Annotated in this window: 19 protein-coding genes and 1 pseudogene; 6 read left to right on the plus strand and 14 right to left on the minus strand. The window is 43.0% G+C overall.

Features of this window, described 5'->3' with window-relative positions; genetic code table 11:
- Positions 1-316: 316 nt before the first annotated feature.
- Positions 317-1,138: a hypothetical protein gene (locus BM058_RS16370; RefSeq protein WP_090928459.1), complete on the minus strand. Its 822-nt coding sequence runs from the start codon at positions 1,136-1,138 to the stop codon at positions 317-319.
- A gap of 53 nt (positions 1,139-1,191) precedes the next feature.
- Positions 1,192-1,561, minus strand: a pseudogene (locus BM058_RS16375) (DNA/RNA helicase domain-containing protein); the annotation flags it as partial.
- Between the two features lie 298 nt (positions 1,562-1,859).
- Between BM058_RS16375 and BM058_RS16380 the strand changes: the two are divergent.
- The 3 genes from BM058_RS16380 to BM058_RS16390 all read left to right on the plus strand — a co-directional run bounded on the left by BM058_RS16380 (position 1,860) and on the right by BM058_RS16390 (position 3,673).
- Entirely contained in the window at positions 1,860-2,105 is a 246-nt protein-coding gene (locus tag BM058_RS16380) for a hypothetical protein (protein ID WP_090928461.1), read from the plus strand.
- Positions 2,106-2,157: 52 nt separating this feature from the next.
- Entirely contained in the window at positions 2,158-2,796 is a 639-nt protein-coding gene (locus tag BM058_RS16385; protein WP_090928463.1) for an HD domain-containing protein, read from the plus strand.
- 256 nt (positions 2,797-3,052) lie between these two features.
- On the plus strand, positions 3,053-3,673 hold the full coding sequence (locus BM058_RS16390) for a TetR/AcrR family transcriptional regulator (protein WP_090928465.1): 621 nt from the start codon (positions 3,053-3,055) through the stop codon (positions 3,671-3,673).
- A gap of 295 nt (positions 3,674-3,968) precedes the next feature.
- Here BM058_RS16390 and BM058_RS18685 read toward each other — a convergent pair whose 3' ends face one another.
- Genes BM058_RS18685 through deoC form a run of 4 tightly spaced genes read right to left on the minus strand, consistent with a single transcriptional unit; the run spans position 3,969 to position 7,503 of the window.
- Positions 3,969-4,274 (minus strand): SDR family NAD(P)-dependent oxidoreductase, encoded by a 306-nt coding sequence (locus BM058_RS18685; protein WP_245737063.1) that lies wholly within the window; start codon positions 4,272-4,274, stop codon positions 3,969-3,971.
- Complete coding sequence (gene betB / locus BM058_RS16400; RefSeq protein WP_090928467.1) at positions 4,258-5,778, minus strand: betaine-aldehyde dehydrogenase; 1,521 nt, start codon at positions 5,776-5,778, stop codon at positions 4,258-4,260. The genes BM058_RS18685 and betB overlap by 17 nt, the downstream gene beginning before the upstream one ends.
- A 37-nt stretch (positions 5,779-5,815) precedes the next feature.
- A complete protein-coding gene (locus BM058_RS16405) occupies positions 5,816-6,724 on the minus strand; it encodes a glycine betaine ABC transporter substrate-binding protein (protein ID WP_245737064.1) in 909 nt (302 codons plus the stop codon).
- A gap of 32 nt (positions 6,725-6,756) precedes the next feature.
- Positions 6,757-7,503: a deoxyribose-phosphate aldolase gene (deoC, locus tag BM058_RS16410; protein WP_090928469.1), complete on the minus strand. Its 747-nt coding sequence runs from the start codon at positions 7,501-7,503 to the stop codon at positions 6,757-6,759.
- A gap of 843 nt (positions 7,504-8,346) precedes the next feature.
- Here deoC and BM058_RS16415 point away from each other — a divergent pair.
- Positions 8,347-10,200 (plus strand): S-layer homology domain-containing protein, encoded by a 1,854-nt coding sequence (locus BM058_RS16415; RefSeq protein ID WP_090928471.1) that lies wholly within the window; start codon positions 8,347-8,349, stop codon positions 10,198-10,200.
- Between the two features lie 246 nt (positions 10,201-10,446).
- Here BM058_RS16415 and BM058_RS16420 read toward each other — a convergent pair whose 3' ends face one another.
- Together BM058_RS16420 and BM058_RS16425 are read right to left on the minus strand one after the other, a co-directional pair.
- Positions 10,447-10,962 (minus strand): DoxX family protein, encoded by a 516-nt coding sequence (locus tag BM058_RS16420; RefSeq protein WP_090928473.1) that lies wholly within the window; start codon positions 10,960-10,962, stop codon positions 10,447-10,449.
- 358 nt (positions 10,963-11,320) lie between these two features.
- Complete coding sequence (locus tag BM058_RS16425; RefSeq protein ID WP_090928475.1) at positions 11,321-12,445, minus strand: NADH-dependent flavin oxidoreductase; 1,125 nt, start codon at positions 12,443-12,445, stop codon at positions 11,321-11,323.
- 531 nt (positions 12,446-12,976) lie between these two features.
- Between BM058_RS16425 and BM058_RS16430 the strand changes: the two genes are divergently transcribed.
- Entirely contained in the window at positions 12,977-13,390 is a 414-nt protein-coding gene (locus BM058_RS16430) for a hypothetical protein (RefSeq protein ID WP_177195607.1), read from the plus strand.
- 34 nt (positions 13,391-13,424) lie between these two features.
- Complete coding sequence (locus tag BM058_RS16435; protein WP_090928477.1) at positions 13,425-13,964, plus strand: GNAT family N-acetyltransferase; 540 nt, start codon at positions 13,425-13,427, stop codon at positions 13,962-13,964.
- A 76-nt stretch (positions 13,965-14,040) separates the two neighbouring features.
- Here the strand turns inward: BM058_RS16435 and BM058_RS16440 are convergent, their stop codons facing one another.
- The 6 genes from BM058_RS16440 to BM058_RS16465 form a co-directional block, all read right to left on the minus strand.
- Positions 14,041-14,778 (minus strand): SDR family NAD(P)-dependent oxidoreductase, encoded by a 738-nt coding sequence (locus BM058_RS16440; RefSeq protein WP_090928479.1) that lies wholly within the window; start codon positions 14,776-14,778, stop codon positions 14,041-14,043.
- Between the two features lie 201 nt (positions 14,779-14,979).
- Positions 14,980-15,288, minus strand: a complete 309-nt coding sequence (locus BM058_RS16445) for a hypothetical protein (RefSeq protein ID WP_090928481.1) — start codon at positions 15,286-15,288, stop codon at positions 14,980-14,982.
- A gap of 332 nt (positions 15,289-15,620) precedes the next feature.
- Positions 15,621-17,756 carry a DEAD/DEAH box helicase gene (locus BM058_RS16450; RefSeq protein WP_090928483.1) on the minus strand — a complete coding sequence of 712 codons (2,136 nt, stop codon included), beginning with the start codon at positions 17,754-17,756 and terminating at the stop codon, positions 15,621-15,623.
- An 8-nt stretch (positions 17,757-17,764) separates the two neighbouring features.
- Positions 17,765-19,159: an ATP-binding protein gene (locus tag BM058_RS16455; RefSeq protein WP_090928485.1), complete on the minus strand. Its 1,395-nt coding sequence runs from the start codon at positions 19,157-19,159 to the stop codon at positions 17,765-17,767.
- Positions 19,149-20,618 carry a TerB N-terminal domain-containing protein gene (locus BM058_RS16460; protein ID WP_281244715.1) on the minus strand — a complete coding sequence of 490 codons (1,470 nt, stop codon included), beginning with the start codon at positions 20,616-20,618 and terminating at the stop codon, positions 19,149-19,151. The genes BM058_RS16455 and BM058_RS16460 overlap by 11 nt, the downstream gene beginning before the upstream one ends.
- A gap of 9 nt (positions 20,619-20,627) precedes the next feature.
- The coding region (locus BM058_RS16465; RefSeq protein ID WP_143083059.1) for an IS30 family transposase at positions 20,628-20,959 on the minus strand (332 nt) is incomplete at its 5' end.

The following is a 20,959-nucleotide window of genomic DNA, read 5'->3' on the forward strand; positions in this document are numbered from 1 at the left end:
CTCCTACCTAAAAAGACAGCGCGTCCTCTTTTGCTTCAACCTGTTCTATCGATGAGCGAACCTATAGAAACCCTGTAGGTTTCTTTGTGTTGCTGCAAGAGCACCCTTTTCTAAAGAAAAGAAAACGAAGGCAGGAGCGGAAGGCGGCGCTTCCAGCGGGAAGAGCAGCAGCCGAAGATCCTATCAAACGGCGGTTTTTCCGTTTGATATAGCTGAGGCGCTGCCCGCGGAAAACGTCCGCCTGCAGCGGATGCTTCTTTGCCCCCAGCGTATTCCTAAAGTAGAAACGAGTTATAGATATAGAACGGAACCTCACTCAAACAATAACCCTCTTTATCACGGATTCAGGATCAATAAATACATACAATTTTTCCCTATCGCATATTCTCACAATTTCATTTAGATTTTCAATAATACTTCCTATATTAAAATATTTAGCCAACACATTTGTATATTGTGCTTTTTCAGTGTTTCCTTCTTTATACTGACCTTTATAATTAGGATTTAACGTTTGCAATGCAAATTTTAGTTCATTAATGGATTCGTTACTATGGCTAGTTGTTTCTTGTTTATTTATTGAATCACTTATACTAAGTAATTCGGGATTATTAATTAATTCGTGCAGATCATTTATTCGTTTATCCAACTTAAAATCTCGAAATTTATTTGAAATGCCCTCAAAAAAACCATGTTCTTCGCTTTTTAGTTCCTCGTTTAAACTTTTGGCAAAGGTGTCTAAGAAATTTCGTAATAACAATAATTTTCTGATGTCCTCTTTATTCATAACGTTTTCAAATGCCTTCAAATTTGTTGTTAAATTTGACACTTTTGACATTTCATGAACAGATTTTGCGTTGATGTAAACTGACATTTGATTTTTTTCTTGTCTTATTTTCTGTTGTGCCCGTGAGATAATAGTTGACTTTCCAGTACCTTTTCTTCCAATTAAAAATGTCGTTTCGTTATTCATCATTTCTTCTAATATACCGTCATTAGGGAGTAAATCAACGTAAAGTTTCTCAATTGATTGGTTATCCTCGGATGAATTTTCGGATGAATTAACGTTGAAATCATTATTTTTAATACGATGATACAATTTTAAAGTTTGAACCGCATCTTTAAACCCTACAGTATCCAAAATAAAACACTCCTTATGTTATTATTAAAAATTCAAATTGGAAAGGTATTAATTTAACATGTCCCATTATTGAGATTAAGTTTCTCATCGATGTTATATTGCACTTTTTCTAAGCACCATTTTAAATATATCTCTAGACACTTATTCTTACAAAACACATAACACCCTAATTTGATCAGCAACTCTTTCTGCTTCTTCCGGTTTTTCTTTCATCATTTTCTTAATACCGCTCAAGGATTGGTCAGTCTTGGCTCGTTTGGTGTAGTCGGTGATAACGCGGCCGTTTTCATAGCGGAGGTCGTCTCCGATGATGACACCGACATAATCGAATTCGAGTCCCTGGCAGGTGTGGATGACACCGGCTTCGTTGATGGATGTATCGTCGATTGCCTATGTTTGGGTGTTGTCGAGGTTCCAGCTCATACCTGTCATTCGTTTTCCCCATTTTCTCCGTGAAGGTGTCCATGATCTTCGGCACCAGCACGTCCTAGTCCACATGATGCAGAAAATCCTTCTTGCTGGCTTCGCAGACGATCATACTTTCCTTTCCAATACCGTGCGAATAAGTCTAAGATCATGGTTATTTATGTTTATATGCATCCATTTTAACACATCCTTCCATAGATGGAAGAGCGATAACTGATAAATTTATCGAAAATTGGAATATCTCTGACGGTATGTGATATTTTCTTATATAATTGAAATACAGGAGGGATCAAGCATGAGCATGGATTGCTGCACTCGTTTTCAACACATGAACCTATTCGGGAAGGCGGTCTGGGGGATATTTCTGCTTCTAATCACCAGCGTTGTCTGGTACTTTGGACTGCCGCTCCTCCTTCCGGGAAACCTCGGCTATGTGCTGGTTGTGTTCACCCCCTATCTTCTTGGCGGATTGTTATTCGGCCTGCTCTTGTTTGGATTGGCGCTGGGTGTGGTAAAGGTGTCGGAGCGGTGGAATAGGTGAAGAACCCCACTGCAACCTAGGTTTCTAACAATAAGATCGGAGGATGTTAGGTATGAGGCAGGAAATAGCGGGTATTAAGATTCCGGATTCCCAGTTGGCGAAGGATGCGGCAGATATTCTGCGGGAGCAGGAGAATGACTTGCTGTGGAATCATTCCAATCGTGTGTTTTTGTTCGGTGCCGTTCAGGGCCAGCAGGCGGCGCAGCCTTATGATCTGGAGTTGCTGTATGTGAGTGCGTTATTCCATGATCTGGGGCTGACCAAGGAATACAGCAGCCCGGATTTGCGTTTTGAAGTCGATGGTGCCAATGCGGCGAGAAGTTTTCTGCAGCAGTATCAGATCCCGGAGGAGTCGTTGAATCTGGTGTGGGATGCCATTGCTCTGCATACGACGATCGGGATTACAGAACATAAGACGCCGCAGGTTTCTCTGCTTTATTCCGCGGTCGGCCTGGATGTGATGGGTGACAACTTTGATCAGTTCCCGGCTGAGCAGCGGAAGGAAATTGTCGAGGCGTTCCCGCGTAACAATTTTAAACAGGAGATCATCCCTGCGTTTTATGAAGGGTTCAAGCACAAGCCGGAAACGACCTTTGGCAATATTAAAGCAGACGTCATCTCCCACTACCAGCCTGAGTACAAGCACAAGAATTTCTGCGAATGCATTATCCACTCCCCGTGGTCGGAATAAAGAACAGAATCCTCTTCTATTTCAACGAAGCTGACAAACAAAAAATCACGTTCCACCGCAGCGTAACTGCCTGGAACGTGTTTGCATACATATCTCCCTTCCGTATTCCAATGGTTCATCCCCAACGAAACCTTTTCCGAGATCTCTTCTCTCCCCTTTATTTGTAAATTTTCCAAATTAGCTTGGTACTCCTGTAAGTCATCTGACTTAAGAAATGTTATAATACAAGAAGATGCATTATTAAAGGAGTCGTCTTATGCCTAAAAAAATAGATCTTGCTGAACGAAAAGAGCAAATTGTTAAAGCTACGTTTGAAGTGATTCATCAATATGGGTTCGAAAATACGACGCTGCGTGAAATTGCTAAACACGCTGGATTGTCTTTGGGGTCGGTTCAGTATTTTTTCCCGAAACAACAGGACATCTATTCTTTCGCGATGGAAGTTATTTTTCACAGGTTTGAGGTAAGAATGCAGCAGGTGGTGTATGTGGAAGAAGATCAGGATGTCTTTGAAGCCGCTGTGCGGATGGGGAAACAAATTGTTCAAATTCACACAGAAGAAGGACGGATCGAAAACGATATCTGGGTGAAATTCACCTTAATGGCTAGTATGAACCCGGAATATCAGGATTTAAGAGAAGAATACCGTAAAATTAATCTTAATTTCGCGGAGAGCATTTTGCGCATTCTGCATCGGCATGGGTATATGAGAGAGGGACACAATATGAGAGAGGAGGCGCATGCCTTCATCATATTCATCACCGGCCTGGTATTTGAATCGGTGATATATGATTATTTGTATGACGAAGAAGTCGTTGAGAATAAGGTCAGGGAGTATTTACTAAATATTTGCAATGAAACACATAGGAGGAGTTGAGTCACATCCTTCAAACAGAAAGGCAGGACTCTGAAGGCTTATGCCTGAAGAGACCTGCCACCTGCCCGCCGAACGCGGCATGGATGCATGTTTCTTTATCTTCATAATATAGATGTTGCTCCGCCATCTATGATGAATTCGGCACCTGTAGAAAACGAGGAGTCATCCGACGCTAAAAATAAAACGCGCTAAAAATAAAACGGACGTCGCTACTTCACTTGGCTCCCCCATCCGCCTTAATGGCTGACCGGTAGTCATTTCTTCCCTGGATTGATGCGTGACTCCAGCAGCATAATCAGCCATGGATTGACTTAATAATATATATGCCAGCATTATTGAACAGTATATCAATTTGTTTGAACGTCTGTGTTGTTTGGGAGACAACAGATGCCCAGTCCTTTTCCCGGCTTACATCGTGTTTGATAAACAAAGCCTTCCTATTTATCGCTCTCAGTTCAGCTAATACTTGCTGTCCCTTGCTTTCATCAATATCTGTTATGACAACATTGGCTCCTTCTTTTGCAATCAATAATGCCGTTTCTCTCCCTATCCCGGAAGCCCCGCCTGTAATGAGCGCTGCTTTGTTATCTAATCTGCCCATTCTTGTCCCCTTCATTGTCTTTAAATGGCTGCTTAAACCAGTTCAATGACTTGGGGTTCATATTACGGTAAATATGTTTTGTTTCCTGGTATTCTTCAAGTCCCATCTTCCCGAGTTCGCGACCAATACCCGATTGTTTATAACCGCCCCATGGTGCCTGCGGGAAATACAAGTTTACATCGTTGATCCAGACGGTTCCCATGCGCATCTTCGCGGCACAGCGCTCCGCTTTTTCAATATCATTTGTAAAGACACCGCCGGAGAGTCCATATACAGAATCATTAGACAACCGCATGGCTTCTTCTTCGGTCGTAAATGTTTCGACCGTGATAACCGGGCCAAAGCCTTCCTCCTGCACCACACTCATATCTGTCGTGCAATTCGTAAGAACGGTCGGAAGATAGAAAAATCCGTTCTGCAGTTCAGGAGTATCCGGGCGGGAGCCGCCAACAGCGACCGTCGCGCCTTCCTGCTTTCCTTTTTCCACATAGTTCATCACTTTCGTTAAGTGCTCTTTTGAAATGAGGGGACCCATTTGGGTGGATTCATTAAAACCGCTGCCCAGACGAATGTTTTTCACGTGTTCCACCAAGGCGCGGACGAATGAATCATGAATACTTTCCTGCACTATTAACCGCGTCCCCGCGGAACAAATCTGCCCGGCATGGAAAAACACGGCATTCATGGCTTGGTCGACCGCTGTTTCAAAATCAGCGTCCTCAAAAATCACATTAGGATTTTTGCCGCCTAATTCAAGTGCTAGTTTCTTCACATTGGAACTGGCAGCCTGCATGATTTTCTTCCCTGATGCAATCCCGCCGGTAAAGGAGACCAAGTCGACATCATGGTTGGACGAAAGCTCTGCCCCTGCGGAATGGCCGGCGCCAAGAACCAGATTCACCACTCCGGCAGGCACACCAGACTCTTCCATTAACTCAAATACTTTCATGGTTGTCAGGGGTGTCGTTTCACTCGGCTTCATGACAATCGTATTTCCTGCTGCTAAGGCGGGGGCTAATTTCCAAGACGCCTGCAGCAGCGGGTAATTCCATGGCGTAATCTGACCGCAAACCCCGACAGGTCCACGAACGATTTTACTCGTTGAATCAGGAATCGGTGAATCAATAGCTTCACCGTCCGTTTCGGCATTTGTCAATTCGGCATAATACCGGAAGACAGCTGCGATTTCACCCATGTCGCCACGGCTTTCCTCCATGGTTTTTCCTGTGTTCAGCGATTCAAGATAAGCCAATTCTTCCTTATCACGTTCAATTAATTCGGCAATTCGATCGACAACTTCCCCGCGCTTCACCATTGATAACAGAGGCCAATCTCCTTGATCAAAAGCTTGCCGGGCTGCAGTGATAGCTTGTTGTGCATCGTGCTGATCCCCTTCTGAGACCGTTGCGATTATTTCCTGGTTGTACGGATTCATAATATCACGGGTATGACCGGTACTTGACTCCACCCATTCCCCATTAATATACATCTTTTTCTTATCCATCAAATCGTCTCCTGTTATGATGTAAATATACGGCAGATTATTGATTGTCTTTGAGCATATCATCAAGCCTGTCTCGATTATCGTTAATCCATTCCTGCGCTACTTCTTCCGGATCTTCCCCGGCATCAATTTTAATAATCATCTCTTCCATGTCGGGAATAGGTATCGTCAGATCCTCTAAAAACTCATAAGCTTCCGGTGCTTTCTCATTGACATTATTATAAACGAGAGGGTGAATCGAGCTTCCTGAAAAATACTCCGGGTGCTCTTTATTCGTTAGTATCTTCAAACCTAACTCGTTAAACATGGAGTGAGGCCTCCACCCGTACAATAAAATGGGTTCATTCTGGTCGGTGCTTGCTTTCGCTGCAGAGATCATAGCACCCTCAGAAGAGTTCACCAGCTCTACATCAAGGTCATAGGCGTCAATCAATTCCTGCAGTTCATCCATGGCAGGATCCCCATCTTCAATAGCGATCACTTCATTGTTTATCATACTTTCATTGCCAACCAAGTCCGCTACATCATTGATATCTTCCATATATTCCGGTACAACCATGCCGGCATTCGCATTGTCATAAATCGGTGATAACTGCTCAATGGAATCGGAATATTCCTCTAAATATTGTGTCTGCTGCGGATACCAGGAGTCCATGTAGATATCGATATCACCTTCGGCCATCGCAGCATAAATGGCAGCAAGATTGGCCTGTTCCATTTCAATAGAATATCCCATTTCTTCCAGAATGGATGTCACAATCTCTGTCGGCGGAAGTGTACTTGTCCAGTTTGTTAAACCTAATACTAATTCCGGTTTCTCTTCTGTATTTGCTTCCGTTGTTTCTTCTGTGCCCTCTCCTGATGTCCCTTCACTATCCGTTTGTGAACATGCAAATAAAACGATGGATGCTAACAGAAATATTATCATCAAAACGATTTTCTTCATTACAATACAACTCCTTTTGTATGCTGCTTGGTCTATTTAGTCTTCCAAAAATTCTCCCCTGCTTCGTCGAGCCATTCAATAATATTATCATTCCCAATGCGGGAAACACCCAATTCCTTAACATAATAGAGGCATTCTTTCAGATTTTGGGGCGCACCGGAAGATTTGATGTTGATCCTGCCGTCTACAATCTCACTCATGGCTTTCACATTATCTATACCTGTATTTTCATACGTTTCTGCCGAATTGTCCTGATAATCAGCCTTTCCAGTGCCGTCATAGCCCGCGGCAAACCCCGTAGCGTTCTTGACGAAATCTGCTCCGGATTCAATCACTAACCCGCAAGCTTTTTCTAACTCCTTCCGGCTTTTAAGATGCGGGGTTTCAATGATGACTTTCACCATACAGTCCTTTTTTCTATTCTTTGCTGCTTGAACAACCTGCTTTAATTCATCCAACACATAATCATCATCGCCATCTTTAAAGCGGGCTATGTTCATGACCATATCAATTTCATCTGCTCCTTGATCGATAGCCGCTAACGCTTCATGCACCTTGGTTTCTGTCGTTTCAAATCCAAACGGAAACCCGATCACGCCGCTAATACGGGCTTTGTCCCCTATCACTTTTTTTGCAAAAGCCACATCTGTCGGATAACAACATAAGCAGGCAAAGCCATAGTCCAGCACTTCCCGGCTTCTTTTTTCTATCGAGTCCCTCGTTCTGTTCTGCCAGAGAATCGAGTAATCGATACGTGCGCAAAATTCTTCTCTATTCATTTTTACCACCTTTTCTATTTTTCATGGCTGCCATGTTTCTCATTCCATACATTTAAATGTTTGTTGCGGCAAGGAAATATTCCTGATCAAAAATCTTTGTAATACAAATGACTTAAAATGATTGTAATACATCTGACTTATAAAAACAAGCACATTTCGTTTATTTCTGAAAAAGTAGATGTACTTTCAATGTAGTGTTGCGTGTATAACCGGTTGTTAAAAGAAGCAGCCGCTTAACGGATTGAAACTTCCCTTTGTTCTGAAACAGCTTTCTATATCGTTCTATTGCTGAGTACGCCCATTTTTTTCTATTTATAGATTGTTACCTCTGGGTCTTTTTTGAGAATGCTGCTTCTTGGGGTATTTTCGAGGTGTTTCGGCATCCAACGGCACGTCAGAGTCGTCGGAAGATTGGTTATACCGGACGGTTTTTCTTGATCCACGCGACAAAAGCAATGTTCTGTTGATCCGATTGATGATAGCAATGGTCGTGGATACAGCCCCGATCCAACACATAATCAGCGGGTCCTTCCTTATCGGACACCACAGCTGTGGATAACACCATCACTTACATCATTATAAATAGCGGGACTTCCGTAACTATTGCAATAATTGTTGCAATTCAAGGATTTTTAAGGTATTCTCTAGTAACTTGGAAAATACACTGGAGACGGCGGTCAACGATTGGCGAAATTAAATAGTTATGAAACTACTGATTTTTTTCTTCTTTTTAGTAAGCGTTTTCTTTAAGGACAAATGACTTTAAGGAGGTGAATGAAATATTAATAAATTTACATATTACTTTGAGCACTAAAAGCTATTAATAAGAGGGGAGAAAAAATTATGAAAAAAGTAACTGGATTAGCATTATTGTTGTACTTTATCTTTAGCACCAGCTCATTTGTTTCAGCCTCAGACTCTTATGAAGTTGATTACGATAATTATGAACCTGGCGTAACCGTTGAAGAAAACGATGATTCTCCGACTGGCTATTATGCAACATTTATTTATGAAGATGAGACTGCAGCAGCAACAAAGGTGGAACTGTACAGCAATACATTCCTTCACTTTACACTCGAAGATGGATTCGAAAATCCATATCAACCGAAGGAATATGAAGCAGGTATGTTTCCTGCTGGAGGTAATGATGAAACCACTTATAATCAGTCCATGGAAAAGCTTGATGATAATTTGTGGGGAGCAAGAGTACCTTTGTCCAGCGGTGCTTTCACTTACAATTTCCGCATCACCAATCCAGATGGGACTACCACCGATAGATTGGATGATCCAAACAATTCGACGCTAACAAATACGGCGACCAATATTTCGAGCCTGTCCAGTATGGTCTATGTACCGTATAATTCGGATACAATGGGAACAGGAGAATGGCTGGATCGCTCGGTAGAGCTTCCAAACACAGACCATGCCGGTACAGTGGAAACTGTATCTTATACAGGAGCTGCTGGTGATGATCGCGGGCTGGCTGTTTATCTGCCTGAAGGGTATGATCCGAACCGTGAAGAACCATACAAAGTGCTTTACATGTCCCACGGTGCGTCTGGTGATGATTATGGAAATGAGCTGCGTTGGATGAACGAAGGGGCATTAGCAAACATTACGGATAATATGATTGCGGATGGAAAAACAGAGCCTTTTGTTGTAGTAACAATGAATAATCAAGACTTCGAATGGGACTTTGATAAAATCGAAGAAGACCAGTTTGAACATATTATGCCTTATGTTGAAACCAACTATAATGTAGGTAATACACCTGAAAACCGTGCTTATGCTGGTTTATCGATGGGTGGTATCACTACGAATCGAATGTATTTCAATCACGCAGACAAATTTTCATATTTTGGTATATGGAGTTATGCCGTTACTGAGGATGAACTGAAAAATATCAATACTCACAGCAACTTGGAGGATCCTTCCGTCATGATCGGAACAGGAGTTTGGGACTTTGGACTTGAACCTGTGAAAAATTTAAGTGAGGTATTAACTGAACAAGATATCGATCACGATTATCTCGAGGTTCCTGGTGCGCATGATTGGGAGACCTGGCAATTGCTTTATACTGCTTTTGTAGAGGATTATCTGTGGAAAAGTGAGCAGGGAAATCAGGGTAACAATGGTGGTGACGATCAGAATGGAATCGCTCAGGCTTTTGAAGATGTAAACAGTGATTATTGGGCACAGCCGTATATCAACAACCTTTATGAAGCAGGAATTGTAAAGGGCCATACAGACGGTACATTCGGTCCTTCTGAAGATGTAACAAGAGCCCAGTTTGCTGTCATGCTCAGCCGCATGCTCGGTCTGGATGTGTCAAGCGCGGAACAGACTTTTGAAGACGTTCCGGCATGGGCAGCAGACGAAGTGAACGCATTGTATGACGTCGGCATCGTTACCGGAAAAACAGACGGCAGCTTTCAACCGCAGTCTTCTATTACAAGAGAACAAATGGCAGCGATGGTGGTGCGTGCTTACGAACACCAGGGCTCCACTGCAGAAACAGCTGATGTTTCCTACGAAGACAGCGAGAGTATCAGTAGTTACGCCCAAAGTGCTGTGGAAAAAGCAGCTTCTCTGAATCTGATGAACGGCACAGACGACAACCTCTTTCAGCCAAAAGCAGAAAGTACCCGTGCCCAAGCAGCGAAAGTTGTTTCTATGCTGTATGATACCCTCAATTAGAATAATTGCCACGATGCATTGATAGAAAAAGCTGCCGATTATCTTAGTGATAAATCGGCAGCTTTTTTTTGGTGAGAAAGCAACAACTATTAGCTGCCTGTAAAAGTAGATTTGCTATATATCTACTCTAGTACAGTCATCATCTATCGATTATTTCTCAGCCCTACACCAAAACGGCATCTCAGCCATCTTCTGCAGGGCATGATTTAATAGCGGCTGAAGTGTCGTTTAAGGGCTTTTTTCACGTTACGCTGTTTTTGCTGTTGGCTGTTCTTTCGGTTTGCGGCCGTTTTTTTCTTTCAACGCGGGAACGAAACGGTCGAGTCCGATGCTGCCGGCGTTGCCTTTTCCAACGAGAATGAGGATGGCGGGAATCAACATCACCGGGTTGGTCGAGACGGTGCCGGCCAGCAGAAACGCGAAGTTCATCGTACCGCCGAAGAATGCGGCCGTGGTTGTGAACAAGCCGACAATTAAGCCGGCACCTACCAGGACTTCCCCCCACATCACGAGGAAGCCAAATACGTCAGCGTTCGGAACAGCGATGTGTTCCAGAAAGGCGGTGTACCAGGGATAAGCCGGGGCCGCTCCTCCCCCCTGCATGACAGGTTCGGCGACAGCTCCCTGCAGAAATCCGGCAGGGTTGAAGCCGTCTGTGATTTTTCCAAGTCCCGACGTGAGCCACGTCCAGCCTAAATACAAGCGCGCCGCGAGAAGCAATACCGCTGCCATCATCGATTCCCTCAAAAAACGAATAAACATGTTTATCACTCCTTATGTGAAATAATTCACATTTAATATACTTTTATTATATCGCATTTTGCGTGTTTGTGAATACTTTCACAATAATGGACACAAAGTATTCATAACTTTGGGTACCAAATCCTGTCTAGCGGCGTGTTGATGGATGGGAATAATGATGAAACATTCCTGCATGACCATGTGTCGACTTATACATTCGAAATTTATATACTATTAAGAAAATTTCAGTGCGAGGTGAGAAAAGAACACCTCGGGAAACTACCTTGCGTGAAGTCACAAAGAACGACGCGTCTCACATGCAGCGGGGATTATTTCCTTCATTTTCAGCTGATCTGTATCCAGGGTCCAGACCCTGAGATTAGGCGTCACGTCGTGGCAGCGGATAAAATCCGTTGTAGAGTTGCTCCCATAGCGGTTCGGGGAGGTGATACTTCGTCGGCTCCTCTGGATCGAAGGTGGCGTTGATTTCGTGCTCGCGGCCCTCCTGGATTTTCCGGACAAACTGATAGTCGAGCAGCAGCTCCCGTCCGAGGCAGACTAATTCGGTGCCGGTCTCAAGAGCCTTCAGCGCATCTTCGGCTGTGAAAATGGAGCCAATACCGATTAATGGCATACGGCCGTCGATCCAGTCGTGAATCAATTGAATCCGTTTCTGCCCTGCATACGAACCTTCCCGTGTCTCCGCATGAATATCCATCAAGGATACGTGCAAATAGTCGAGCGGCTGCCCGGCTAATTGATCAATCAACTCTTTTGTTAGATCCATTGTTATTCCCGGGGATTCGGCTTCTTCCGGGGAAAAACGGTAGCCGACAATAAAATCATCGCCCCCATGCTCTTTCGCTGCGTCGGTGACTTCTTTCACCACAGCGAGAGGAAATTTGAATGGATTGGCCCATTCATCGTCGCGGCGGTTATAATACGGGGAGACAAACTGCTGAATCAGGTAATGGTTGGCGCCGTGAATTTCCACGCCGTCAAAGCCTGCCTGAGCGGCACGTCTGGTGGCTTCCCCAAACGCCTGGATTGTTTCTTCAATTTCTTCTTGTGTAATAGGACGGGCCTGATGCTTTTGCGGCTCACCAAAGCTTGCCAGTTCGATTTCGCTTGGCGCAGCCACATCGCCGCCGGGGGTCAATGCCGGGAGGGACTGGGCCCCGCCGTGGTGAATCTGGGCCACAGCTTTGGCGCCGTGTTTTTTCATCGCCGCGGCCTGCTCGCGAAGCCCTTCCATGTCTGAATCCCTGGCGATGGACGGCTGCCCGGGGAATGCTTTGCCTAAAGCTGTCACGTTGCTTGCTGCGGTGATGGCGAGCCCCACGTCCTCCGATCGTTTCTCGATATACGGGATCTCGCGGTCAGAAATGGTACCGTCTTCGTTGGAGGACACGTGGGTCAGCGGTGCCAGGACGAAGCGGTTTCTTAAGGTAACTCCATTCGGCAATGGTAATGGTTCAAATAGCGGGGTAAATTTATCATTCATGGTTTATCTCCTCCTTCTTCCCGCGTAGACTATAGCATGAGGCCAAAGAGCATCGCGAGCATACTGCTTATCATTATCCGAATGCAGCGAACGTACCAAAGCAATTGGCCGCGCGATACCGTCATGTACATACACACCATCATTGCGATTTTTGTCGTAATGATGGTTATTATGTCGAATCACCGCTTATTTATAGCTGGCTTTATTTTCATGTGTTTCAATGTTTTTAGAAACGAAAACCGTTGACGAACCGGGAAGGATGGTTTGATAGGAGATTGCTGGGTATTATCATAATGAGAACCGGTGTGGTGTTGTTTATTATTTATAACATCACTTTTTTGGCTCAAGGCTCATCTGATGATTTTCCCCGCTGGTATTTATGGGTCATATTCCTGATTGTTCTTGTGGGTACATTGATTCAGTTGATTGATTATATAACGAAAAAGGTTAAAAATAAGTAACACACCTTATTGTTGAAAGTTTTGTTTGTCTTTCTATTGACCGGCTTTATTTTTATAGGGAGAGTTGTTCATGCTTTGTTTTTGCGAAAAAAATGATAGAACGGAATTACGGGTGGAAGCGGATGTTGCCGTAGATCCTGTATGGTGCAACCGTTGTTCGTATAATCTGGAATTAGAAGACCTGCCTCTCTCCGAAGCGTTGAAAACGGAACTGATGAATTGGGTGCTTCGGTACGGGGAATGGATCGATTGGGACCATGACGACCGGCTGATTCCGGGAGGATTAGCGCTGGAGACGACCCATAATGAGGAAGGGAAACGATTAACGGAACGCGTGCAGCAGGAGTTGGGAGCAGATTTTCGTGTGGTATTCCGGTCTTCCGTGTTCGGCTGGCTGATGTACAGAAAGCCGGTACCGTTTCAAGCAGTGTACAACCTTTATGGTATTCTTCCCATCTACCCGCCTTGGTTGTTGAGTATGTAGATTTTTAAAATAATAAAACAGAGGAGAAAAGGTCATGGATATTACCATCAGACAGGAGACCCCTGCAGAGTACCGCGCGACGGAGGCGCTTGTGAACCGGGCATTTGGGGACGAATCCTACAGCGATCCGACGGAACACGTGCTCGTTGAAAATCTGCGGGAGTCGGAGGCGTTTATTCCGGAGCTGTCGCTTGTGGCGCTCGACAGCGGGGAGCGCATCGTCGGTCACATTCTGCTCTCCCGGATCACTATTGAAGATAACGGATCCGCTGTGGATTCGCTGGCGCTTGCGCCGATGTCAGTAGCGCCGGAACGGCAGAATCAGGGTGTCGGCACGCAGTTGATGCGTGATGCGCTCAAACGGGCCGGAGAACTTGGGTTTTCCTCAGTCGTGGTGCTCGGGCATCCGGAGTATTACGCCAAGTTCGGCTTCGAGCGGGTGGATCACTGGGACATTCATGCACCGTTCGAGGTCCCGCCCGAAGCCTTTATGGTGCTGGAGCTGACAGCACATGCCCTGGACAAGGTGCAGGGCGGCGTCGTGCAGTACTCCCCGCCTTTCTGGGAGGAATAAAAAAACGCGCAGCCGCGCTGATGAATCGGCGGTTCGGCGCAACTTATCGGCGACTTTCCAATCCCGGCTGCTACGTCTAGCTTCCAAGCGTCAGCCCGCCGTCGACGACAATTTCTGTTCCCGTGCAGTACGAACTTTCATCCGAGGCTAGAAACGCAACAGCGCTGGCGATTTCATCCGGCTGGCCGATGCGTCCGAGCGGAACGGATTGGTACGATTCCGGAACTCCCTTGCCTTCGGTGGCCATGTCGGTCTCGATCCCACCCGGATGAATCATGTTGACCCGGATGCCTTTCTGCCCCAGTTCCACAGCTGCGGCTTTGGACATCGCAACAACCGATGCCTTTGTCGCCGCATAGGCGGACGATTCAGGGATGGGCGCAAACGCCGAGACAGATACATTGTTAATGATGGACCCTTTCTGCCGCTTCTCCATATACGGGGTAACGGCCTGCATCCCCATAAATACGCCGAGCTGGTTCACATTGATCATGTGCTGGTAATCCTCCGGGGTGAGGTCCGTAAATGGTTTACGCGTCAGAGCGCCTGCGTTATTGACGAGCACATCGATGGTACCGAATGCCTTGACCACCTCGTCCACTGCCGCTTTCCACTCGGATTCCTGCGTGACATCAAGCTGCACCGGATATGCGTGATCCTCTCCTATTTCCGCCGCCACCTCATGTGCACTGTCATAATTCCGTGCGCCGATCACGACTCTGGCCCCGAGCGCGGCAAGGTGCTCCGCCATCACTTTTCCTTGACCACGATTCGCGCCTGTTATAAGAATCACTTGATTTGTTACATCCGGCATTGTTTCTCTCCTTCCACCCTGCCTTCTGACACAAGGCTGCGCAACTTTATTATGACTCATCATAACACGCCGGCACACCACAAAGCGATGTATGGAAGAAGCCGTCGGTAATGCGGTTGATGACATTGCGCATCCAAATAAAATTGGATATATTTTTGTTGTATCGGCGGTTTGCTGTGACATATCGACGCCATTTTGATGTTATCGGCGTTCAACGATTTTTTCCGATGCAGCCTGCGAAAAACCTTTTTGTCCTGCGGCACACCCCAGGCCCTGCTCCTCGTTCTTATGATGAATGATCCTTTCAACCTCTTCCACGATGTACCTGGCCCCCGCGATGGTACAAAAGATAACAGTGAAAATGAGTGTAATGAGCAAAGCATGGGTCGTTACATGATAGCTGGATGCAGCAGAATCATACCCCAGATTAGATAGGATAGGAGACACTATGAACATTGTTGCAAAAAATAAAATGACGGTGGCCAAAACCGCATAGCCAAATGCTTTCATACCTTTCAACTCCTTTAAAAAATGGAAGCGTACCCGGTTACAGGAAAAGTAAGAATAAATTATGATATAATCAGCATACACTATACACATCATCTCTGTACAAGAGGGTCTTGTGTATATGACAAAGAATGCAGAGTGTGATAAAACAATGACCACTCTTCATCTAAAAGATATGGAAAACCGGGTAAATAAAAATTTACAACAAGGAGGCGTCCGTCCAAAAGACCCCATGGAAGCTCGGATTCTTAATAGGTTTAACCGGAAATAGATGAATTCTGTGAACTTATTAATTCAGAAGTAGATGCAGGCATCAATTATAAATAGTTATTCATTCAGCTGGTTATAATCTCATATCTCTCCAGAAAATCTATAACTCCGGTAATATCCATTTCATGAGCAGCGTGCATATACCGTTGTAAAATACTTGGCACATAAACTGAATATTTGGAAGAAAACCATTCATCTTCTTTGATGTATGGGAATAAATCATCAGGCTGCCACTTCTGCTTTTTAATATCATACAGCTGATCAAGAATTTCCTGCTTATCGGATCTTAGTTCAATTCTGCCAAGTTGGTCAATTGAACTTACAGATATGTCTTTGGCTCGCAACATCCATACCAGGGTCTGCACAATGGTGGAACCGGTATACGTTTCAAATAGCAGGTTTTCAGCGCCCTCTGCTTCCCATATAACCCGCTGTTTAATGTTCAAATTTAACATGTGATATTTTTTCCTCATGTCGTTTAGAGTGTCATTGGCATCTTCATTCACATAAGTGAAGGTTTCATTTGAACAAAGAATAGCAAAGGCTTTCTCCGCAATTTTTGGATGAGTTTTAGCAGCGCCGCTTGTGAATTTTGGTGGTTTTCCATTTACAGCAGTACTCACATATATTTTATTTTTCTTTTCGTCGATCTCCTGGATTGTCCACAAGTTTCCAGCTAATATAATATTATCACCTGGATTGTACATAGGATCTTTATCAATACTCCCTATTTTTTTCGCGCCTTGTCTCACTTCATATTCTTCGAAAGTTTTAAAAACGGAATAAAACTCATGATGTCTCAGGATTCGTTCTCCCTCCAGTCCAACGATCATTTCATTACTTCCGTGAATAATTTCTATGTATTCTTCCGTCACCATGCTCTCCAGCATTACATTAATATATTCTTCTTCTATATCCTGAAAAATCTCGATATAGGCTATCAATTCTTTTAAAGCAGATGAGGTCATCCCATTCTTTTCCTGCAGTATAGACAATATTTGATGAAATAATATATCAAAAGGCCGATGATATCCTATTGCGGGCTCTACCCATTTCTCTAAATTCAATTCCATCACAGCTAGAGATTGGAGCAGGCTGTCCTCACTTGTCGTATACATTTGTAGTATTTGATTTGTGTTAATTTTTCTCCCGGACCGTCCTAGGCGTTGCTTTAAAGAAGAAACGGTAAACGTGTTATCCAGTTGAATAATTATATCTACTGATCCTATATCAATGCCCAGTTCAAGAGAACTAGTGGCAACTATGCTCTTAGGTGATTGGGATTCTGACATAACTTTTTCCACATGCTCCCGTTCTGCTTTATCAATAGAAGAATGATGAGCATAATAAGGTTTTGTTTGATTTTCTTGATCTGACAATCTATTTAACATATGCGTTGCTTCTTCTACTTCCCCACGACTATTACAAAATATGATAGCTTTCATCGTTTTTGTGAGCTTTCGTATATCTTCGAACAATGCAAGAGGTTTCTTCCCAGATTCTCTTGATTCAAGATGTATTAAGTTATATAATAATTTTTTATCGCTTTCGGCAGATTCTATCATTTCTACTTTTTCGGTTCGTTCCGGATTCACCCAGTTTTTGACTAACTCGGAATTATTGATGGTTGCAGATAATCCTATTATTCTGGGCCGCTGAATGGCGTATGCCTGCATGCGGTATAACAAAGAACGAAGCTGCACTCCTCGCTCTTTATCGATAAAAGCATGAATTTCATCTATCACAATGAAGGAAACGTTTTGAAACATTTTCTGAAGCAGCTCTGTACGATTGATGAACAGGCTCTCGATAGATTCCGGAGTTATCTGCAAAATGCCGGCAGGGTTTTTTGTCATTTTTCTTTTTTGACTTTGAGAAACATCTCCGTGCCAGCGGTGAATCGGAATATAACTATCTTCACAAAGCTTCTCTATTCTCTCAAATTGATTGTTGATTAAAGCCTTTAATGGAGAAATATATATTATCTTTAATTGTTCAACTGCCTCTCTCTCTACCAGGGAAATAGCAGGAAAAAATGCTGCTTCTGTTTTACCTGAAGCCGTGCCTGAGGAAATAATTACGTCTTTATCACTGTTCATCACTACGGGAATTGTTTTGTCTTGAACGGGATAAAAGTTGGTCCACTGTTCTTCCCATATCTTTCGTTGAATATTTTCCGAAAGCAATTGGAATGTATTCATTGTTCCTCCTAAGATTGTGAAAAACGATTCATAATGTCATCATTAGATGAGGTTGTCTCCTGATTTTCCTCAAGGTCTGCTGGCTCATGCTTGGTTTCTTCTACTTGTTCCCTTGTATTAGATGTGGATTTATTATCTTTAGAATCAACGTTTTGTCCAAATATTTCATTCCTATCAAAATCCGGATTTTGATTCATAATATTTAAGCCATCAATAAAGCGTTTTACAATGTGCCCCACGGTTGTGAACTTTTCAGCTCCCGGAACGGAAAATTCTTTTATAATAAAACCTTTTAAGTCTTCTTCTGTCACATCCGAAACATAATTAAAATGGTGAGCATGAATCTCATTTATCTTTTGCAGCAGTACTAGAATTTCTTCGTGCTTCAATGGAGATAGTTGAATGACCGGCTGTGATAAATCACGAAATTGCTCTGTTTCATATTTATTTACTTCCAGGCGCCTCTTTAATGCTCCGTAGCTGTAGAGACCCTTCCGTTCATCTGTAAGAAATTCTTTCGTTCCGCTAAAGGTTATATAAAGTCCTTCCAAACTTCCTTGCAGCGCATCATTAAACATATTCAAGATCGTTTCGTAATTTTTCTCCCTTGCCTGCGCATGGTTAATCTTATAAAGATTAATGGCTTCGTCAAAATTAAGAATCAAACCTGAATAACCAATTTCTTTTACGAATTGAGACAATACTTTCAGGTAGGAATAATAATTACTATCATCAATAATATCGCTGACTGGGAGATCTTTTTTCGCTTCCGTTTTATTAGGATATTCCCCTCGCAGCCATCTTAAAGCATTCCGGCGATCTTCCTGGTTATCTTCGACATAACCTTTATAATAAACTGATATAATCTTTGCAAAGTCGAATCCACCTGTTAATTCATCCATTTCAGAAACAAGTTTCGTTATTTTTTCTTCGACTTCTCTCACAAAGGCTCTATTTGAAAAATCTATCCCATCATAACCACGTTCTTGTACAACTTCCATTTGAATCGTATTGATCCACTTTTCAAGAATGACCGACAATGCGTTCCCCTCAGGAGAAGTAGAGGTTGCCAAATTTGACATTAATTCTGAATATAAATTAAGAGCCATACCGTTTCTTCCATAAAGTCTTTTTTCCGGCGAAAAATCCGCACTGGTAACTACAAACTTTTGTTGAAAACCTACTTGTTGAATAAGCCCTTGAATAAAACTTTTACCGCTGCCAAAATCACCAATGAAAAACTTTACAATGGAAGCTCCTTCTTTTACATTTTCCAAATCACTGAGTATTTGATTAGCTTCCTCTGCTCTTCCCACCATGATGTGATGGATACCTCTGCGTGGCACAACTCCACTTGAAAGAGAGTCTATGACTGCCGATGAGTCCCGCTTCTTAATTTTCATGCTGCCATTCCTCCTTCACTTCATTTAATAGATCAGAATAGTCTTCCATTATCACGATTGAAGAGTTATCTAATTCTACGATATTGTCCTCTAAATGTTCGTTAGATTTTTCATTAATACCTGCTATAAACACATTCAGCATTTGATTGTTCTGCTTGATGAATGATTCTGCATCAGCGATGTCCAGAACATCATTATGAAAGAGGTTGAAGAACTGCAATTCTTCGTATAACAAGGAAGAAAAGAATGCTTTCATATCTTCCGCCTCTGATTCATCATCGTTAACATCAAACATAGTTTGAAAAGCAGGCTCAGTTTCATTATTGGATGGAACCCCGCTGTTTTCAGTGCTTGAGTAAGCAACTGCAGACTGAAAAGGGTTTGTTGCTTCTTCCTCTTTACGTTCCTCCCCCTCCATTTCTTCCACAGTGTTTACTAGATCGGTCGTATCCGAAACGGTTTTACTAATCAATGCAGCATCAAACGTTACTTCAGCTTTATCCTCATTGCGGTTTTCCGTTTCTGCATTGTTTTCACTTGGCTTAGCAGGTATTGCGCTCCCTTGTTCCTCTTTCGTTTTTTGTTGAACAACTTGAAATCGGTTTTCCGTTTCTTCGTAATCACCTTTGATAAAATTTGATTCCATTTTTTCTTTCAGTCCGCTCGGTAAATTTTCTTCTTCTACTTTTATTTGCCTGTTTACTCCATTCATTCTTCTCGTAATATTCTCTGAAAGTCGAAATAGGTTGGTTATTTCTTCATTCAATGCATTTTTAATACTAAAGGAAGTCACATAAATATGAGTGTCATCTACGTCCCTTTCAACAACGGCAGAAGTAAATAATCGTCGAATCTCTCTGGTTTGATTAATCTCAAACCACTCATTAAGCAGTGTGCTGTTATTTTCTTGATGAATGGATTGAAGGATTAGAATACTTTTTTTAAATGTCTTGTAAATTTTATTTTTATGTTCTTGAAAGAATTTTGTCTCTTTATAATTGTAAATATATTTGTGCCATATGTTCATTGAAATTTTGTCTGCTTCTTTATGATGCAATTCATTGTACAATTTCGGCACTCTATAAAAGGCTTGATTATCATCCCATACTTCAGCCAATTCTGGTTCCTTTAATTCATAAAGCATATCCGCTAGCCAGGTAGAGAAATATTTTTCAAGGTTGGGATGAAGCTCTTTATAATTTTCGAGTAAATGAACCATCATTGAGACATTAAATGCCGCTTTGCTGTTAAATGAATAGTTAATAAGTTCATAACCAAACAGTATAATATAGCTCAAGTCCACTTCCATAAAATTTAATTTTAGTGCTTCCTGTCTCCAATAAATGTACCACTTAAATTGCTTTTCATTAAGATGATCAAAGGTAGTCCAGTAGGCTTGAAGGGGTATCTCTTTACATTGCTGCTGTGTTCTGTTGTTATATTTCACTGATTTTTTTATGACGGTTTGTCAACCTAAGTGCAACACTTCCTGCTCAAATGCTTCGTGAGCGGTTTTCCAGTCTAAACATTTTCTCGGACGTCCGTTGATGAGAGCCAGTGCTTGTTGGAGCTCTTCTTCGGTAAGCTGAGCTAAATCACTTGCTTTGGGAAAGAATTCTCGAAGGAGCCCATTCCCATTTTCATTACTGCCCCGCTGCCAGGACGAATAAGGATCCGCAAAATAAACATCAATGCTGCATTCCTGCTCGATTCTTGGGTAACAGGCAAATTCTTTTCCCCGATCGACGGTAGCCGTTTGAAAAGCTTGGTTTGGTAATGTTTCATGGAGCGTACGAATTG

Origin of the sequence: Salibacterium qingdaonense (assembly GCF_900114715.1) — a bacterium.
In the GTDB taxonomy this organism is placed as follows: Bacteria; Bacillota; Bacilli; order Bacillales; family Marinococcaceae; genus Salibacterium; species Salibacterium qingdaonense.

What these genes read in the sequence shown, in the direction of transcription:
- BM058_RS16445 (WP_090928481.1), bottom strand. Translation starts at nt 15,288, where the DNA reads ATGAAAGCATTTGGCTATGCGGTTTTGGCCACCGTCATTTTATTTTTT.
- deoC (WP_090928469.1), bottom strand. Translation starts at nt 7,503, where the DNA reads ATGAATAGAGAAGAATTTTGCGCACGTATCGATTACTCGATTCTCTGG.
- BM058_RS16450 (WP_090928483.1), bottom strand. Translation starts at nt 17,756, where the DNA reads ATGAATACATTCCAATTGCTTTCGGAAAATATTCAACGAAAGATATGG.
- BM058_RS16440 (WP_090928479.1), bottom strand. Translation starts at nt 14,778, where the DNA reads ATGCCGGATGTAACAAATCAAGTGATTCTTATAACAGGCGCGAATCGT.
- BM058_RS16430 (WP_177195607.1), top strand. Translation starts at nt 12,977, where the DNA reads ATGCTTTGTTTTTGCGAAAAAAATGATAGAACGGAATTACGGGTGGAA.
- BM058_RS16420 (WP_090928473.1), bottom strand. Translation starts at nt 10,962, where the DNA reads ATGTTTATTCGTTTTTTGAGGGAATCGATGATGGCAGCGGTATTGCTT.
- BM058_RS16380 (WP_090928461.1), top strand. Translation starts at nt 1,860, where the DNA reads ATGAGCATGGATTGCTGCACTCGTTTTCAACACATGAACCTATTCGGG.
- BM058_RS16415 (WP_090928471.1), top strand. Translation starts at nt 8,347, where the DNA reads ATGAAAAAAGTAACTGGATTAGCATTATTGTTGTACTTTATCTTTAGC.
- betB (WP_090928467.1), bottom strand. Translation starts at nt 5,778, where the DNA reads ATGGATAAGAAAAAGATGTATATTAATGGGGAATGGGTGGAGTCAAGT.
- BM058_RS16405 (WP_245737064.1), bottom strand. Translation starts at nt 6,724, where the DNA reads ATGAAGAAAATCGTTTTGATGATAATATTTCTGTTAGCATCCATCGTT.
- BM058_RS18685 (WP_245737063.1), bottom strand. Translation starts at nt 4,274, where the DNA reads ATGGGCAGATTAGATAACAAAGCAGCGCTCATTACAGGCGGGGCTTCC.
- BM058_RS16435 (WP_090928477.1), top strand. Translation starts at nt 13,425, where the DNA reads ATGGATATTACCATCAGACAGGAGACCCCTGCAGAGTACCGCGCGACG.
- BM058_RS16385 (WP_090928463.1), top strand. Translation starts at nt 2,158, where the DNA reads ATGAGGCAGGAAATAGCGGGTATTAAGATTCCGGATTCCCAGTTGGCG.
- BM058_RS16455 (WP_090928485.1), bottom strand. Translation starts at nt 19,159, where the DNA reads ATGAAAATTAAGAAGCGGGACTCATCGGCAGTCATAGACTCTCTTTCA.
- BM058_RS16390 (WP_090928465.1), top strand. Translation starts at nt 3,053, where the DNA reads ATGCCTAAAAAAATAGATCTTGCTGAACGAAAAGAGCAAATTGTTAAA.
- BM058_RS16425 (WP_090928475.1), bottom strand. Translation starts at nt 12,445, where the DNA reads ATGAATGATAAATTTACCCCGCTATTTGAACCATTACCATTGCCGAAT.